We start from the raw sequence: 15,637 nt of genomic DNA, 5'->3' as shown, positions 1-15,637 counted from the left end.
CAACCCTTAGGAGACATCATGAAAAAAGTCATTGCTGCCCTGTCCTGTGCCCTGGCCTTCGGCGTTCACGCCCAAGCGAACTGGCCCGAAAAGACGGTGACCATCGTCGTGCCCTTTCCGGCGGGCGGTTCGACCGACATGGTGGCCCGGGCGCTGGCGCTGCAGATGCAGACCAAGCTCGGCCAGACCTTCGTGGTCGACAACAAGCCGGGTGCGACCGGCACGATCGGCGCGGGCTTCGTGAAGCGGGCGGCCCCCGACGGCTACACGCTGCTCGTGTCGTCGCTGGGCGCCTTCGTGGTCACGCCGCATCTGCAGAAGAACGTGCCGTATGACGCCACCAAGGATTTCGACTACATCAGCGTGCCAGTGCAGGCGCCCAACGTGCTGGTGGCCAGCCCGAAGCAGAAGGAGCGCACGGTGGCCGAGGTCATCGCCACGTTGAAGGCCAACCCCGGCAAGGTGAGCTTCGCCAGTTCGGGCAACGGTTCTTCCGACCATCTGTCGGCCGAGGTGTTCTGGCAGCAGAGCGGCACCGAAGGGCTGCATGTGCCCTACAAGGGCGGCGCACCGGCCATCAACGACCTGCTGGGCGGCCAGGTGGACTTCTCGTTCCAGAATGTGAACGCCGTGCTCCCCCACATCAAGGCCGGCAAGCTGCATGCCATTGCCTTGACCGGCGACAAGCGCTCCCCCGTGCTGCCCGACGTGCCCACCCTGGCCGAAGCCGGCGTGAAGGGGGCGGAGGTGTATTCCTGGCAAGGCCTGGCAGCGCCCAAGGGCCTGCCGCCGGCCGTGAAGGACAAGTTGAGCGCGGCTGCCATCGCCGCCATCAACGACCCCGAGGTGAAGAAGCGCATGGTCGAGCAAGGCCTCGAGGTCGTGGCCAGCACGCCGGCCGACTTCACCGCCTTCCAGACGCGCGAATGGGCACGTTGGAAGACGCTGATCGAAACCCGAAAGATCACTGCAGATTGACAACAGGGTCCGCACAGCGGACCCTTCCTTTTTTCTTTGAAGCCATGACGACCTCTTCCTCTCTCCCTTCCTCTTCGCAGACACCCATCGTCACCGAATTGCGCGTGGTGCCGGTGGCCGGCCACGACGGCATGCTGATGAACCTCAGCGGCGCCCATGGCCCTTTCTTCACCCGCAACCTGCTGATCCTGAAAGACAGCGCCGGCCACACCGGCGTGGGCGAAGTGCCCGGTGGCGAGAAGATCCGCCAGACCCTCGAAGATGCACGCGGCCTGATCGTCGGCCAGCCCATCGGCCGCCACAACGCGGTGCTGAACGCCATGCGCGCCCAGTTCGCCGACCGCGACAGCGGCGGCCGCGGCACGCAGACCTTCGACCTGCGCATCGCGATTCATGCGGTGACCGCCGCCGAGGCCGCACTGCTCGACTTGCTTGGCCAGCACCTGAACGTGCCGGTGGCCGCGCTGCTCGGCGAAGGCCAGCAGCGCAATGCGGTGCAGATGCTCGGCTACCTGTTCTACGTGGGTGATCGGAAGAAGACCGACCTGCCCTACCGCAGCGAACCCGACGCCGACAACGACTGGTTCCGCCTGCGCCATGAAGAAGCCATGACGCCCGAGGCCATCGTGCGCCTGGCCGAGGCCAGCCATGCGCGCTACGGCTTCACCGACTTCAAGCTCAAGGGCGGGGTGCTGCGCGGCGAGGAGGAGGTCGAGGCCATCCGTGCGCTGCACGAGCGCTTCCCTGACGCCCGCGTCACGCTCGACCCGAACGGCGGCTGGCTGCTGAAGGATGCGATCCGCATCACGCGCGACCTGCACGGCGTGATGGCGTACGCCGAAGACCCGTGCGGCGCCGAAGGCGTGTTCTCCGGCCGCGAGGTGATGGCCGAGTTCCGCCGCGCCACCGGCCTGCCCACGGCCACCAACATGGTCGCCACCGACTGGCGCGAGATGGTCCACAGCCTGTCGCTGCAGTCGGTCGACATTCCACTGGCCGACCCGCACTTCTGGACCATGGCCGGCTCGGTGCGCGTGGCGCAGCTGTGCCAGGCCTGGGGCCTGACCTGGGGCTCGCATTCGAACAACCACTTCGACGTCTCGCTGGCCATGTTCACGCACGTGGCGGCGGCCGCGCCGGGCAAGGTGACCGCCATCGACACGCACTGGATCTGGCAGGACGGGCAGCGCCTGACCCAGGCGCCGCTGCAGATCGAAGGCGGCTTCGTGCAGGTGCCGACCCAGGGCGGCCTGGGCGTGGAGCTCGACATGGACGAGGTCGAGAAGGCGCACCAGCTGTACCTGAAGCACGGCCTGGGCGCGCGCAACGACGCGCAGGCCATGCAGTACCTGATCCCCGGCTGGCAGTTCGACAACAAGCGGCCCTGCATGGTGCGCTGATCGTGGATCTTGCGCGTTTGCTGGACTCGCTGATCGCCACGCTCGAGTCGGCATTGCTTGCGTCGGAAATGGCCTTGGTCCCTTCGCTGCGTGACGGCCCTCACGTCAAGGCCGGAACCTTCCGATGCCGTGTAACGCTCTCGTAGCCATAGGCAAAGGCGAGCAGGTCGGCTTCGCTCCACAGCTTGCCGACGAAGAGAAGCCCGAATGGCGCACCCGACGCGTAGTAGCCGGCCGGCACGGTCACCGCTGGCATGCCGGCGATGTTGATCTCGCCGACCGTGGTTTCCTGGATGGTCCCCGTCTTGTTCAGCGGCAGTTCTTCGCGCATTTGCGGGAACACGAGCGCGTCCAGACGGTGGGCGGCGAACACCTCGTCGACGATGCGCAGGTAGCTGGCCTTCAAGGCGATGAAGTCGGACAGGTCCGGCGGCGTGGTCGGTGCCGCGAGGCTGGCCACGAACTGGGGCAGGTTGTGCATGAAGCTCAGCACGCCCTTGGGACCGAACGCCGACTCCTTGGCCGTGGCCTCGGCGAAGGCGGCGAAGCTCTTGAGCGCGGCGTCCGGGCCCAGGCGCTCCAGGTACTTCTGCAGGTCGTAGGGCACGGACTCCATGCCCCGTGCGTCGAAGTTCGGCAACGGCGTGGTGGGTTGGCGCAGTGCTGCAAATCCGGTGCCCAGGAACGGGTCTTCGACCAGGATGGCGCCCTGCGCCGTCAGCTCCTCTGCGGCGCGGTCGTAGAGCTTGCGCGCTTCGGCCGACAGCGGCTGCGGCCGCCAGCCCGCGCCGTACAGACCCAGCCGCACGCCCTTCAGCGCGTCCTTGCGCAGCTTCGATGTGTAGCCGTTCACCGGCGTCTTGCCGACGCCGGCGAGCGTCTTGGGATCTTCGGCCGAGTAGCCGGCCAGCACGTCCAGGCACAGCGCGGCATCGCGCACGCAGCGCGCGATCGGGCCCACCACGTCGCGGTTGCCGGACAGCGGCATCACGCCGGCGTTGGGTACCAGGCCGATGGTCGGCTTGATGCCAACCAGGTCCTGCGCCGAGGCCGGGTTCTGGATCGAGCCTCCGGTCTCTTCCGCCAGGCCCAGCACCGCCATGCTGGCGCCCACGGCGGCCGCGGTGCCGGCGCTGCTGCCGCCCGGCACGCGCTCGGGCCGCACCACGTTCAGCGTCGGCCCGGCCCAGCTGTCATCGGCGTGCGTGCCGGTGTGACTCAGCACCGGCACGTTGGTCTTGCCCAGGATCACGGCGCCCGCGGCGCGCATGCGCGCGACCACGGGCGAATCGGTGGCGGGCATCAGGTCGACGCCGCCGGCCTTGCTGTACAGCAGCGACCAGCCGGCCGTGGTCGGAAAGCCGACCATGTCCATCGGATCCTTCACAACCACCGGCACGCCTGCCAGCGGGCCGAGCGCTTCGCCGGCCTGGCGCCGCTGGTCGATGGCGCGTGCATCGGCCAGCGCCTGGTCGTTCAGGAAGATGATGGCGTTGTAGCGTGGGTTGTGCGCCTCGATCTGGCGCAGGCAGGCTTGGGCCAGGCTCTCCGCGGTGAAGGCGCCGGTGCGAAAACCGTGCTGCACCTGCTCCACGGTCAAGGTGGTCAAGTCGACGGCGGTGGGCTGCGATGCGGTCGCGCTCATGGTGAACTCCTGTTGGAAGAGGTTGCGTCCGGTGCGTGCGGCGCATCGGGTCGCATGGTTGAAAAGGGGTTGGAAAACGGGTTGAAAAAGGGCGCCTGGCTCAGAACGTCATGTGCCGGTCGACCACGGCATCGGTCAGCTCCGCAATGGGGCCGCTCGCCACGATCGCGCCCTTCTCGAACATTGCGAAATGGCTCGCGACGCGGCGGGCGAAGTCGATGTTCTGTTCGACCAACACCATGGTCAGGCCGAACTCGCGGTTCAGCCGCGTGATGGCGGCCTCGATCTCCTCGACCACCGAGGGCTGAATGCCCTCGTTCGGCTCGTCGAGCAGCATGACCTTGGGGTGCGCGGCCAGCGCGCGGGCCAGCGCCAACTGCTGCTGCTGGCCGCCCGACAGCACGCCTCCCGGCCGCTGCAGGTTGGCCGCGAGATAGGGGAACAGTTCCAGCGCCAGCGGCGGAATCTCGCGCGGGCCGCGGCCGGCGAAGGCGCCCATCAGGATGTTCTGCTGCACGCTGAAGTCCGCGATGATCTCGCGCCCCTGCGGCACGTAGGCGATGCCGTTGCGCGCCCGCTGGTGCGTGGGCAGGGTGTCGATGCGCCGGCCCTCCAGTTCGATCGCGCCGGTGGACTGCACCATGCTGCCCATCAGCGTGCGCAGCAGCGTGGTCTTGCCCATGCCATTGCGCCCGAGAACGGCGGTGACCTTGCCGGCTGGCACGGTGAGGCTCACGTCCTGCAGCGCGTGGCTGCGGCCGTAGTAGCTGTTGACGTTGGTGAGTTTCAGCATGATGCGGCGATGCCATGGGAGCCCAGGTACGCCTGCCGTACCTTGGGGTCGCGTTCGATCTCGGCGACATCGCCTTCGGCCAGAACCTTGCCCAGGTGCAGCACGGTGATGCGCTCTGCGATGTCGCGCACGAAGGCCATGTCGTGTTCCACCACGAGGATGGTCTGGCGCCCGCGCAGGGCCATCAGGATCTGCGCGGTCTTGCGTGTCTCGGCCTGCGTCATGCCGGCGGTCGGCTCGTCGAGCAGGATGACCTGGGGCTTCTGCGCGGTCAGCAGGCCCAGCTCCAGCCACTGCGTCTGGCCGTGGCTCAGGTCGGCGGCCTGGCGGTGCTGCACATCCTGCAGGCCGATCAGGTCGAGGATCTCGTTCACGCCCGTCTCGGCCTCGCGGCCGAAGCCCCAGCGCAGGTTGCGCAGGATGGACGGCTCGCGCGTCGCCGCCACGCTGAGGTTCTGCCGCACCGTCAGGTCCCGGAACACGCTGGGGATCTGGAACTTGCGGCCGATGCCGGCCCGCGCGACGCGGTACTCGGGCCAGTTGGTGATGTCCTTGCCGTACAGCATCACCTGCCCGTGCGTGCTGCGCGTCTTGCCGGAGATGAGGTCCATCAGCGTGGTCTTGCCGGCGCCGTTGGCGCCGAGCAGCACGCGCAGTTCGCCTTCGGCCACCTGCAGCGAGACACCGTCCACCGCTTTGAACCCGCCGAAGCTCACGCCCAGCGCTTTCAGTTCCAGCGCGGTCCTGCTCGTGTTGGCCGTCATTTCGCACCCCGCAGTGCGCGCTCGTCGCCGGCGCGGCCCCGGCGGTCCAGCATCTCGTGCACCCAGCCGGCCATGCCCTTGGGCAAGTACAGCACCACGAGCACGAAGCTCAGCCCGACGATCACGCGCCAGGCCTCGACCAGCGATTGCGTCTCGCTGGCGGTGGATTCCAGCATGTTGATGAGGATGGCGCCCACGCAGGCCCCCAGCAGCGAGCCGCGCCCGCCCACCGCGGCCCACACCACCATGGTGATGGAGAACGCCAGGTCCATGAAGGTGGGCGAGGCGAACTCGGCCACCACCACGTAGAGCATGCCCGCCAGCGCCGCAATGCCGGCCGACAGCGCGAAGAAGAAGGTCTGGTAGTGCGCCACGTCGAAGCCCAGGTAGCGCGCGCGCTGGGGATCGCCCGCCGTGGCACGCAGAATCAGCCCGGCGCGCGTGGCCAGCAGCAGCCGCGCACCGACCAGCACCAGCGCCAGCAGGCCGGCGATGAGATAGTAGGTCGCCACGCCGTAGGGGTCGAACTCGAAGCCGCCGACCTTCAGCCAGGCCAGGTCCGACAGGCCGTTGAAGCCGTTCGTCAGCGGCTGCGCATCGACCAGCAGCAGGCGCACCAGCAGCACCAGCGCGAGCGTGATGATCGAGACGAACACACCAGCGATGCGCTTGCGGAACACCACCAGCCCCAGCAGGAAGGCCACCAGCACCGGCAGCACCACCCCCATCAGGATGCCGAACGCCTGGTGGCGGAACGGCGACCACAGGAAAGCGCCGGCGTTGATGCAGCACAGGTCGATCACCGCGCCGGGCTCGGCGTTCGACAGCATGAAGTCGGGCACCGGCCCGTTGCCGCCGTGCTGCAGGCTCGTCGGGCTGGCCATCTTCAGCGACATGGCCAGCATGTAGGCGCCGATGCCGAAGAACAGGCCCTGCCCGAGGTTCAGGATGCCGGCGTAGCCCCAGCACATCGCGATGGCGATGCCCAGCATGCCGTAGACCAGGTACTTTGCGAGCCGGTTGAGCCAGAAGCCGTCGAGCACCAGCGGCGCGAACGCCACGAGCGCGAGGAAGATCGCATAGGCGGCGTAGGTCGCGCGCCTGTCCAGTGTGGAATGCATGTCTCAGCGCCCCTTGAACGAAAAGAGGCCTTGCGGGCGCACGACGATGAGCAGGATCACCAGGCCGAACATGGTGGCGCGCGCGACGATGTCGTTCGTCACAGCGGCGACGACGCCGTTGATCTCGCCCAGCCCGACTGCCGTGACCACGGCGCCGAGCAGGCTGCCCACGCCGCCCGCCACCACCACGAGGAAGCTGTCGACCACCAATGAGGTGCCCATGTCCGGTGAAACCGTCTTGAAGCCCGCCACCAGCACGCCGGTGATGCCGGCCAGGCCCGCACCGAAGGCGAAGGTCCAGGCGTTGACGCGCTGCACGTCGATGCCGCAGGCCTCGGCCATGCGCGGGTTGCGGATGATCGCGCGCACCTGCATGCCCATGCGCGTGCGGTACAGCAGGAACCAGGTGGCCAGCGTCAGCACGAGGGTGGCGGCCACGATGAACGCACGGTAGGCGTTGATCGAGGTGCCCGCGATCTGGAACGCGCCCTGCAGCTCCGGCGGCACCGGCATGTTCTGCAGCCCGGGGCCCAGGCCCTGGATGTGGATGCCGAAGAACGACAGCCCGCCCTCCAGGCGCACGGCCTGCTGCACCAGGATGGCCACACCCCAGGTGGCCAGCAGCGTGTCGCCCAGGCGCCCGTAGAGCCGGCGCACCACGCAGCGCTCGATCAGAAGGCCCAGCAGCGCCGTGACCACGAAGGCGATCGGGATGGCCGCATACAGGCTCCAGCCCAGCCAGATCTGCGTCATCACGGCGGCATAGGCCCCCACCATGACCATCTCGCCGTGGGCCATGTTCACCACGCCCATGGCGCCGTAGATGATCACCAGGCCGAGCGAGGCCAGGAGAAGGATCGAGCCCACGCTGAGGCCGATCAGTAGTACATCCAGCATGTCGGAGTTCCTTGGAGGACGCGGCCCGCCCCGGCGTGCATTGCCGTCCGCGGCGGGCCGGTGGATCTGCTTAGACCTTGACCTGCGCCGCGCCCTTGCGCGTGCACATCAGGTTGGCGTCGGTCTCGCCGTAGGCGAAGTACGGCAATGGGCGGATCGGTTGCGCGCCGGCGTCCACCACCTTGGCTTGCCCGTCGGCCTGCCATTGGCCGATGCGCGGCGTCATCCAGACGTGCAGGCTCTCGGGATCGATGCGTACCTTGCCGCCCGGGGCGTCGTAGGTCTGGCCGCCGATGTTGGCGCGGATGGCGTCGGCCGTGGTGGCCTTGCCGGCTTCCACCGCCTGCTTCCACAGGAACACCTGGAAATACGCGGCTTCGAGCGAGTGGTAGGTGACGGCCTTGGGGTCGTTCACGAACTTGCGGTACCGCTCGATGAAGGATTTGTTGGCCGGCGTGTCGATCGACATGAAGTAGGGCACGGAGATGTAGCTGCCGGCCGCGTATTCGGCGCCCATGGCGGCGACCTCGATCTCGCTGGTCACGGTCGCGCAGATCGGCACCGCGGCCTGCGACATGCCCTGGTTCTTGTACTCGCGGTAGAACGCCACCAGCGAATCACCGACCACGTTGGACAGCACCACGTCCGCGCCGGACTCCTTGATCTTGCGGACCATGCTGGCCCATTCGGAGTGGCCCAGTTCCAGGTATTCGTCGGCCACCCAGGTGGCGCCCGAAGCCTCGATCAGCTTCTTGCTGACCTTGGACATCTCGCGCGGGTAGACGTAGTTGGAGCCGACGATGAAGAACTTCTTCTTGCCCAGCTTCTGCACGATCCACGGGATGTAGTTGCCCAACTGCTGGTTGGCCACCGCGCCGCTGTAGACCACGTTCTTGGAGCACTCGAAGCCTTCGTAGTGCGTTTGGTAGAACAGCATCGCGTTGCGTCGTTCGAACACCGGCAGCACGGCCTTGCGGCTGGCCGAGGTGTGGCAGCCGAACACGGTCTCGATGCGGTCGCGCGTGACCAGCTTGGAGGCCTTCTCGTTGAAGGTCTTGGGGTCGGAGGCGCCGTCTTCCAGCACCACCTCGACCTGCCGGCCCAGCACCCCGCCGGAGGCATTGATCTCCGATACCGCCAGCCGCACGGCATTGGCCATCATCTTCTCGACGATGGACAAGCCGCCGGTCTGCGAATAGAGCGCACCGACCTTGATGCTGTCGGCGGCGAAAGCCGAGCGCATCCAGGCAGGTGATGCCACGGCGGCGACCGAGGCGGCGGAAGAGACGAGAAGACGGCGACGTGTGGATGTCAACATGGCGGAACCCTTAAGACGTTTGGCAGCGCGGCATGCGCGGCCCATGGTGGAAGAACCCGTATCAAGCGAAACCAGCCGACGGCACTGTCGAGCGCAGGCAAAAAAAAACCCACGTCGCAGCATGGGCTGCGATGTGGGCTTCATTGCCTGGATCCAGGCAACACACATGGTTGCCGGGATGAACCGCACCAGGCCTGATGAATCAAGGGTGGTGCGGCCACTGCATCGGCGGATGCCGCCGACACAGTGCAGAGAATCTTATATGCATTAGCTGGAGGCGTGCAACAAAGTTTCCATGTTGATGATCGAGCTGGCGATCTGCTCCATCGACAGGCGCTTGGCCATGGCCTGCGCGCGAATCGCCTGGTAGGCGTCGCCCTCGCTGATGCCCTTCGATGCCATCAGGATCGTCTTCGCGCGGCTCATGGCCTGGTCGCTCGCGATCTTGCGGCGTAGCTTGCGGTTCTCCTTCAGCAAGGTCTGCCGCTCAGTCCAGATGCTGCGCGCGGCGACCAGGCTCGCGAGCAGGCCGAATGGCTTGATGGGCTTTTGCACCACGGCGAAGGCGCCGCTTTCCAGCACCAGCTGCAGCGTCGTCGGATCTTCGTAGTTGACGATGGCAATCACTGTCGGCTCGGGCTTGTCCAGCGACTTGAGCAGCACTTCCGTGGCATGCCGGCCTTCGCCTTCGACCAGCAGGAACAGCACGTCGGCGTTCGAGGCCAGGGCCTCGGGCACCGGCCAGACCATGCTGACCATGCAGCCCACGCGGCGCAGGTGGCTGAGCAGCGCGTCGCCTTCCTCGTCCGGTGGATGGACGACGACGACCTTCAACTCCGGCAGTTGGCGCAACAACGAGATGGACATGTGACTCTCCGATCACTCCAGGCGGCCAGCGAGCGGGTCGAACCGGCTCTCGAACATGTAGGGGTCGGGTTTGACGCGGACCTCCGGATCGTCGACGACCTGGAACCTGCCCGCGTCGTCCACGCGGGCCACGCGCGGCCACAGGTAGGTGTGGTGGTTCTCCTTGTCGATGCGGACCTTGCCCTGCGGCGCGTCGAACTCGTGCTCGTGCAGATGCGGCAGCATCGCGTCTAGTCGGTCGTCGCCGGCGCGCTCCAGCGTCTGCGCGTAGAGCTTCACCTGGAAGTAGGCGGCCTCGGCGCAGCCGGTGATGGGCAGGTCCGGCCCGAAGCGCTTGCGGTAGGCCTCGACGAACTTCAGGTTGGCCGGGCTCTGCAGCGTGGAGAAGTAGGGTGCCGCGGTGATGCTGCCGCGCGCCGCCTCGACCGACATTTGGGCGATCTCCGCCTCTTGTGTCGACTGGCTGGCGATGGGGTGGGTGCGCTGGTCGAAGCCGGCGTCGCGGTAGGCGGTGTAGAAGCGCGCGATGCCGTCGCCCACCACGGTCGAATAGATGGCGTCAGGTTGGGCGGCCTTGATGCGCCGGAGCACCTTGGCCATGTCGATGTCGGCCACGCGCAGCGGCACGTACATTTCGTCCAGCACCTCGCCGCCGGCCTGGCGGAACAGGTCCGCAATGATGCGGTTGGATTCGTAGGGGTAGACGTAGTCCGACCCGATCAGGAAGAGCCGCTTGCCGAAGTGGCGCGTGAGGTAGCGCACCAGCTGCACTGAGTTCTGGTTGGGCGCCGCACCGGTATAGACGCAGTTGGGCGAGTACTCGAAGCCCTCGTACAGCGTCGGGTAGAACAGCAGTGCACGGTGCGCCTCGACGATGGGCAGCACCGCCTTGCGCGTGCTGGACATGTGGCAGCCGAAGATCACGCGCACGCCGTCTTGGTCGCACAGCAGGCGGGCCAGTTCGCCATAGCGTTTGGGGCGCGACTCGGGGTCGTAGAGCACCGGCTCGATCGGGCTGCCGAGCACGCCGCCCTCGGAGTTGATCTCCTCGATGGCCAGCAGCGTCGCGGCCTGCTGCGTGCGCTCCACCGCGGCGGTCACCCCGGTGGTGGAGAACAGAACGCCGACGCGCCAGGTTCGGTCTGTGGGTGTGCTCACGGTGGCTACTCTCCAAATGAAAAAAGCTCCCAACGGCCACGCGGCGGGCCGTTGGGAGCTTCACTGCTCCTAAGTCATGGGGCGAGGCGATGCACGCATCGCAGTCACCAGCACTTTAACAGCGTCACGTGGAAAACCTGAACACTTCGGCCGCACCCTCTGTGCAGGCGCTCGGAGCAACCGGAATGCCGGTCAGCTGCATCCGATGCCGTCGATCATGCGCTGCAAGGCCACCATCCCCGGGTCGTCCATGCCGATCGTCCTGGCTGCGAACATCCGCGCGCGCCCGATCCGGTTGGGACGGTCACGGAAGGCATCCAGTGCATCTCGCACCGCATCGCTCGCGAGGCGCCGCAGGTCGTCATGATCCGATGCGCCCGCCAGTGCGCCCTGTGCAGCCTGCAGGGCGTCCAGCACGGTCTTGTCGCCCAGGCTCGCGCCGCCGCGGGCCGCCAGCGTCGAGACCACTTCGGCGAGCAGCAGCGCGAGATCGCGGCGTCCCAGCGCCGCCATCCCGGCGCTGTATTTCGCCGACGTTATCAGTGCGACCGTGAGCAGGGTCCCGAAACTCGAGCCCGATGCCTTGGCCGAGGCCTGCGCGAGCCGCCTGAAGATGCCCTCGAGCGATCCGGGGAGCTCCGGCAGCGCCTGTTCCATCAAGGTGGCGCACTTGTCCAGCGTGACGCCCAGATCGGCATCGCCGAGCCGGCCATCGAGCGCATTGAGTTCGGGGGCGGCCGCATGCATGGCGGCACACCATCTCGGCACGATCCGGGTGAGTCCTTCGGCGTCGATCATCCGACCCTCCAGAACGGGCAGTCGGCCGGTGCGCACAGCAGCCTTTCGAGTTCCGCATCGAGCTTCATCACGCTCAACGAGGCCCCGGCCATCTCCATCGAGGTGGCGTAGCGTCCCACGAGCGGGCGCACGATTTCCACCGCGTTCGCAGCGAAGACCGCCGCGACACGGCGATAGAGGATGTACAGCTCCTCGGCCGGTGTGGCACCGAGGCTGTTGACCAGCACGGCGACGCGATCACCCGTCGTCAATGCCAGTTCGGGCAGCAGGTATTCGAGCATCTCGTCAGCCAGGGCGTCCGCGCTCTTGAGCGGGCCGCGCCAGATGCCGGGCTCGCCATGGATGCCCATGCCGAACTCGACCTCGCTGTCGCCGATCGAGAACGAGGCCTTGCCCGACTCGGGCACCACGCAAGGCGTGAGCGCCACGCCGATCGAGCGGCATGCATCGTTCGCCTTGTGCGCAAGTGCAGCCACCTCATCCAGCGATGCCCCTGTCGCGGCCTTGGCGCCGGCGACCTTGTAGACGAGCACCAGGCCAGCCACGCCACGCCGCTTCTCGCGCTGGGCAGCGGGGGCACTCGCCACATCATCTGCCACTCGCACCGATGCCACCTGCATGCCTTCGAGTTCGAGCATCTCGGCGGCCATGTCGAAGTTCATGCGGTCGCCGCCATAGTTGCCGTAGAGCTGCAGCACGCCGGCTCCGCCGTCGGCCGCGCGCATGGCCTCGATGCAGTCGTCCATGCGCGGCCCGGCGAAAACATTGCCGACGGCACAGCCGTCGAGCAGGCCTTCACCCACGTAGCCGAGGAACACGGGCAGGTGGCCCGAGCCGCCACCGGTCACCACAGCCACCTTGCCCTGGACGGCGCCGCGGCTGCGGACGATGACCCGGCCGCCGTCGCCGCGGCGCTGCAACTCGGGATGGGCCAGGCACAGGCCCTCGAGCATTTCGTCGACGTAGGCGTTCGGGTCGTTGAGGATCTTTTTCACGGGGCTCGGGTGGGGAGGTTGAGGGTGGGAGGAGGCGGGCCGCCACCTGCGATGGGCGGGGATCGGTGGGCGCGCCCGCGTGCTGCGCTGGGTCAGTCGGCCTTCAGTCGGCCATCCTTCGTCGCCTGCGCCGCGAGGCCGTATTCGGCGTCGAGGATGCGCGCGAACTCCTGCGGCGTGCTGGAGAGGGCGACGCTCCCCAGTTCGCGCGCGCTGTTGACCGTCTGCGGATCCTTCACGGCCTGCGCGAGCGCAGTCGCCAGCTTGTCCAGCACGTCCTTGGGCACGCCGCTGGGTGCCAGCACGCCCACGTACGTCGTGCCGTCGATCTCTCCGAAACCGAGCTCCGCGACGGTCTGCACCCCTGGCAGCGATGGGTCCTGCACCGGTCCCAGCACCGCCAGCGGCTGCAGCGAACCGCCCTTGATGTGTTGCAGCGAGCTGGGCACCTGATCGAAGTGCACATCGACCTGCCCGCCGATCAGGTCGACCAGGGCAGGGCCGGATCCCTTGTAGCTGACGACCGTGAACTTGGTCTTGAGCAGGCTCTCGAGTTGCAGCAGGGCCAGGTGGTTGGGCGTGCCTGGCCCGGAGTGCGCGGCGGTCAGCTTGCCCTCGCCGGAGCGGGCGTAGGCGGCCAGGTCCTTGAAGGTCCTGAAGCGCGGGTCGTTCTTGCGCGCGAGCAGCACCATCGAGCTTTTGTTCACGAGGCCGAGCGGCGCGAAGCTCGTCCGGCTGTAGCTGGTCTTGACCATCTCCGGCACGGTGACGATCACGCCGGCGCCGCACAGCAGCAGCGTGTAGCCGTCGGGCGCTGCACGCGCGACCTGCGACGCGCCGATCGAGCCTCCGGCGCCGGCGCGGTTGTCCACAATGACGGACTGGCCGAGCACCTTGCCCAGGGCCACAGCCACGGTGCGTGCCACGATGTCCGTGTTGCCGCCGGGCGCGAAGGGCACGACGAGCGTGACCGGCTTGGTCGGAAAGGCTTGCGCCCAGGCACGGGTGCCGAGCGTCCCGGTGACGGCGGCCGCAGCCCCCAGGCTCAGAAGTCGTCGACGTTGGATCTTCATGGTTTTGTCTCCGTTGGTTTTTGGGGGCGCTTACACGTCGAAGCGCAGCACGTCGTCCATGGCCGCCTTGATGCGGGCATGCTGCGCCGGGCTGGTCGCCGGCATCGGTGCACGCGGCAGGCCCGCCGCGCAGCCCTGCAGCGTGATCGAGGTCTTGATGTTGGCCGGAAGGTTGTCGCCGATGAGCGCGTTCCAGAAGGCCAGCATTGACTTGTGCATCTCGAGTGCCTTCACATGGTCGCCCGCCTGCACCGTGTTCCAGAGGTTCACGCACACCCCGGGTAGCGCGGCGGGCGTGGCGGCGATCGTTCCGTGCGCGCCGAGTGCGAAGGACGAATAGAGCAGCGCGTCGACCGCGGAGAACACCTTGCAGCCCTCGGGCACGCCCAGCAGCAGGTCCGCCATGAGCTTCAGGTCGCCCTGGCTTTGCTTGATGCCTTGCACGCCCGGAAGCTCCTTCATGAGGCGGATCATCTGGGCCGGGTTCAGGTAGTTCCACGGCACGACGTTGTAGATCACGACAGGAATGTCCACCGCTTCGGTGAGCGCCTTGAAGTGGTTGTGGGTTGCCTCCTCGTCGGGCTTGAACAGGTAATGAACCGGCGTCACCTGCAGTGCCGCGACCGACAGGTGCGAGACCGCCTTGGCGCGGTGGATGGCGTCGCGGGTGCTGTTGGAAATGATGCCCGCGACGATCGGCACTTGACCGGCGACTTCGGCGGCGGTGATCTCCATCACGCGCTTGAATTCGTCGACCGTGAGGGTATGGCCCTCGCCGGTGCTGCCGCCCGGGCAGACCCCGTGCACCTTCTTGTCCAGGTTGAAACGGATGACCTTGCGCAATGCCGCTTCGTCGATGCTGCCATCGGCGGTGAACGGCGTGACAAGAGGCGGGATGACGCCGGTGAGTTCGAGACCCATGAGAGATTTCTCCGTGTACGGTGATTGGCGAAAAGCGACGACGTCGCCTCGGCTGCAACTATAAACGGACTAACATGTTAGTGTAACGTCAGAGTTAACCCTGACATGCGATCAGCAGCGTGCGTTGCGCTCGGCCCCTTACCATCTGGGCCATGACCGTACGTGCTGACCGACCCGAATCCCTCACATCAACCGCGCCACGCCTTGTCGATTCCGAACCGGTCAACCAGCGTGGCCGCGCTTACCAGGGCTTTCGCCAGCAGATCATCGACGCGCGAATCCGGCCGGGGCAGTTCGTCTCGCAACGCGAACTCATGGAGATGCTCGCGATGCCGCTGGCTGCGGTGCGGGAGTTGATCCCCCGTCTCGAGGCCGCCGGGCTCATCAGGACCGTGCCCCAGCGAGGGCTGCAGATCGCCTCTGTCGACATGAAGCTCATCCGCAACGCCTGGCAGGTCCGGGCGATGGTGGAGCGCGAAGCCGTGCTTCACTTTGCACAGGTTGCAAGCAACGAGACGATCGCACGCTTGATCGCGGAGCACGAAGCCATTCTGAAGCGCGCAATGAAGCCGAAGCCGGATGTGGATCTGGAAAAGGACGCACAGGCCGTCGACTGGGGGCTACACGACCAGATGGTCGATTCCATCGGCAACGAGATCCTGTCGGAGATCTATCGCGTGAACAGTCTTCACGTGCGTCTGATCCGCTATGACGCCGACTCCATGCGACCGGTCCAGGTCGTGCCCGCGATGCGGGAGCATCTCGAATTCCTGCATGCCCTTGCGGCTCGAGACAGCGACGGCGCACTGGCGCAGATGATGGCGCACATCGAGCAGTCCAAGCATCGTGTCCTGGCGGGGATGTTGCGCGCCGGCCAGGTGAGCTCCGCCTGAGGCGCAAACCTGGCAC

General features: G+C 67.0%; 15 protein-coding genes. 3 read left to right on the top strand and 12 right to left on the bottom strand.

Annotated features, from left to right (window positions below; translation table 11 throughout):
• The first annotated feature begins 18 nt into the window (after positions 1 to 18).
• Entirely contained in the window at positions 19 to 978 is a 960-nt protein-coding gene (locus ACSFBE_RS08960; RefSeq protein ID WP_435490040.1) for a Bug family tripartite tricarboxylate transporter substrate binding protein, read from the top strand.
• A gap of 44 nt (positions 979 to 1,022) precedes the next feature.
• Positions 1,023 to 2,378 carry a glucarate dehydratase gene (gene gudD / locus ACSFBE_RS08955; RefSeq protein WP_435490039.1) on the top strand — a complete coding sequence of 452 codons (1,356 nt, stop codon included), beginning with the start codon at positions 1,023 to 1,025 and terminating at the stop codon, positions 2,376 to 2,378.
• A gap of 100 nt (positions 2,379 to 2,478) precedes the next feature.
• Here the strand turns inward: gudD and ACSFBE_RS08950 are convergent, their stop codons facing one another.
• The 12 genes from ACSFBE_RS08950 to ACSFBE_RS08895 form a co-directional block, all read right to left on the bottom strand.
• Entirely contained in the window at positions 2,479 to 4,023 is a 1,545-nt protein-coding gene (locus ACSFBE_RS08950) for an amidase (protein WP_435490038.1), read from the bottom strand.
• Between the two features lie 100 nt (positions 4,024 to 4,123).
• A complete protein-coding gene (gene urtE, locus ACSFBE_RS08945; protein ID WP_435490037.1) occupies positions 4,124 to 4,816 on the bottom strand; it encodes an urea ABC transporter ATP-binding subunit UrtE in 693 nt (230 codons plus the stop codon).
• The gene (gene urtD, locus ACSFBE_RS08940) at positions 4,810 to 5,580 is read right to left on the bottom strand and encodes an urea ABC transporter ATP-binding protein UrtD (RefSeq protein ID WP_435490036.1); all 771 of its coding nucleotides are present in this window, start codon (positions 5,578 to 5,580) and stop codon (positions 4,810 to 4,812) included. The genes urtE and urtD overlap by 7 nt, the downstream gene beginning before the upstream one ends.
• The gene (gene urtC, locus ACSFBE_RS08935) at positions 5,577 to 6,701 is read right to left on the bottom strand and encodes an urea ABC transporter permease subunit UrtC (RefSeq protein WP_435490035.1); all 1,125 of its coding nucleotides are present in this window, start codon (positions 6,699 to 6,701) and stop codon (positions 5,577 to 5,579) included. Before urtC ends, urtD begins: the two co-directional genes overlap by 4 nt.
• A 3-nt stretch (positions 6,702 to 6,704) precedes the next feature.
• A complete protein-coding gene (gene urtB, locus ACSFBE_RS08930) occupies positions 6,705 to 7,598 on the bottom strand; it encodes an urea ABC transporter permease subunit UrtB (RefSeq protein WP_435490034.1) in 894 nt (297 codons plus the stop codon).
• 70 nt (positions 7,599 to 7,668) lie between these two features.
• Positions 7,669 to 8,916, bottom strand: coding sequence for a transporter substrate-binding domain-containing protein (locus tag ACSFBE_RS08925; RefSeq protein WP_435490033.1), 1,248 nt, complete (start codon positions 8,914 to 8,916; stop codon positions 7,669 to 7,671).
• 267 nt (positions 8,917 to 9,183) lie between these two features.
• Positions 9,184 to 9,783: an ANTAR domain-containing response regulator gene (locus ACSFBE_RS08920; RefSeq protein ID WP_435490032.1), complete on the bottom strand. Its 600-nt coding sequence runs from the start codon at positions 9,781 to 9,783 to the stop codon at positions 9,184 to 9,186.
• A gap of 12 nt (positions 9,784 to 9,795) precedes the next feature.
• Positions 9,796 to 10,941, bottom strand: coding sequence for a transporter substrate-binding domain-containing protein (locus tag ACSFBE_RS08915; protein ID WP_435490031.1), 1,146 nt, complete (start codon positions 10,939 to 10,941; stop codon positions 9,796 to 9,798).
• 192 nt (positions 10,942 to 11,133) lie between these two features.
• Positions 11,134 to 11,739, bottom strand: a complete 606-nt coding sequence (locus ACSFBE_RS08910) for a DAK2 domain-containing protein (protein WP_435490030.1) — start codon at positions 11,737 to 11,739, stop codon at positions 11,134 to 11,136.
• Entirely contained in the window at positions 11,736 to 12,734 is a 999-nt protein-coding gene (locus ACSFBE_RS08905) for a dihydroxyacetone kinase subunit DhaK (RefSeq protein WP_435490029.1), read from the bottom strand. The genes ACSFBE_RS08910 and ACSFBE_RS08905 overlap by 4 nt, the downstream gene beginning before the upstream one ends.
• Before the next feature lie 92 nt (positions 12,735 to 12,826).
• Positions 12,827 to 13,807 carry a Bug family tripartite tricarboxylate transporter substrate binding protein gene (locus ACSFBE_RS08900; RefSeq protein WP_435490028.1) on the bottom strand — a complete coding sequence of 327 codons (981 nt, stop codon included), beginning with the start codon at positions 13,805 to 13,807 and terminating at the stop codon, positions 12,827 to 12,829.
• A gap of 30 nt (positions 13,808 to 13,837) precedes the next feature.
• The gene (locus ACSFBE_RS08895) at positions 13,838 to 14,728 is read right to left on the bottom strand and encodes a dihydrodipicolinate synthase family protein (RefSeq protein WP_435490027.1); all 891 of its coding nucleotides are present in this window, start codon (positions 14,726 to 14,728) and stop codon (positions 13,838 to 13,840) included.
• Between the two features lie 152 nt (positions 14,729 to 14,880).
• Between ACSFBE_RS08895 and ACSFBE_RS08890 the strand changes: the two genes are divergently transcribed.
• The gene (locus ACSFBE_RS08890) at positions 14,881 to 15,621 is read left to right on the top strand and encodes a GntR family transcriptional regulator (RefSeq protein WP_435490026.1); all 741 of its coding nucleotides are present in this window, start codon (positions 14,881 to 14,883) and stop codon (positions 15,619 to 15,621) included.
• Positions 15,622 to 15,637: the final 16 nt, after the last annotated feature.

Origin of the sequence: Variovorax sucrosi (assembly GCF_051216635.1) — a bacterium.
GTDB lineage: Bacteria > Pseudomonadota > Gammaproteobacteria > Burkholderiales > Burkholderiaceae_C > Variovorax.
This window is presented reverse-complemented; position numbering and strand designations above follow the sequence as displayed.

Coding starts and splice junctions, on each gene's coding strand:
- gudD (WP_435490039.1), top strand. CDS start 1,023: ATGACGACCTCTTCCTCTCTCCCTTCCTCTTCGCAGACACCCATCGTC.
- ACSFBE_RS08890 (WP_435490026.1), top strand. CDS start 14,881: ATGACCGTACGTGCTGACCGACCCGAATCCCTCACATCAACCGCGCCA.
- ACSFBE_RS08960 (WP_435490040.1), top strand. CDS start 19: ATGAAAAAAGTCATTGCTGCCCTGTCCTGTGCCCTGGCCTTCGGCGTT.
- urtB (WP_435490034.1), bottom strand. CDS start 7,598: ATGCTGGATGTACTACTGATCGGCCTCAGCGTGGGCTCGATCCTTCTC.
- urtC (WP_435490035.1), bottom strand. CDS start 6,701: ATGCATTCCACACTGGACAGGCGCGCGACCTACGCCGCCTATGCGATC.
- ACSFBE_RS08895 (WP_435490027.1), bottom strand. CDS start 14,728: ATGGGTCTCGAACTCACCGGCGTCATCCCGCCTCTTGTCACGCCGTTC.
- urtD (WP_435490036.1), bottom strand. CDS start 5,580: ATGACGGCCAACACGAGCAGGACCGCGCTGGAACTGAAAGCGCTGGGC.
- ACSFBE_RS08925 (WP_435490033.1), bottom strand. CDS start 8,916: ATGTTGACATCCACACGTCGCCGTCTTCTCGTCTCTTCCGCCGCCTCG.
- ACSFBE_RS08900 (WP_435490028.1), bottom strand. CDS start 13,807: ATGAAGATCCAACGTCGACGACTTCTGAGCCTGGGGGCTGCGGCCGCC.
- ACSFBE_RS08920 (WP_435490032.1), bottom strand. CDS start 9,783: ATGTCCATCTCGTTGTTGCGCCAACTGCCGGAGTTGAAGGTCGTCGTC.
- urtE (WP_435490037.1), bottom strand. CDS start 4,816: ATGCTGAAACTCACCAACGTCAACAGCTACTACGGCCGCAGCCACGCG.
- ACSFBE_RS08950 (WP_435490038.1), bottom strand. CDS start 4,023: ATGAGCGCGACCGCATCGCAGCCCACCGCCGTCGACTTGACCACCTTG.
- ACSFBE_RS08910 (WP_435490030.1), bottom strand. CDS start 11,739: ATGATCGACGCCGAAGGACTCACCCGGATCGTGCCGAGATGGTGTGCC.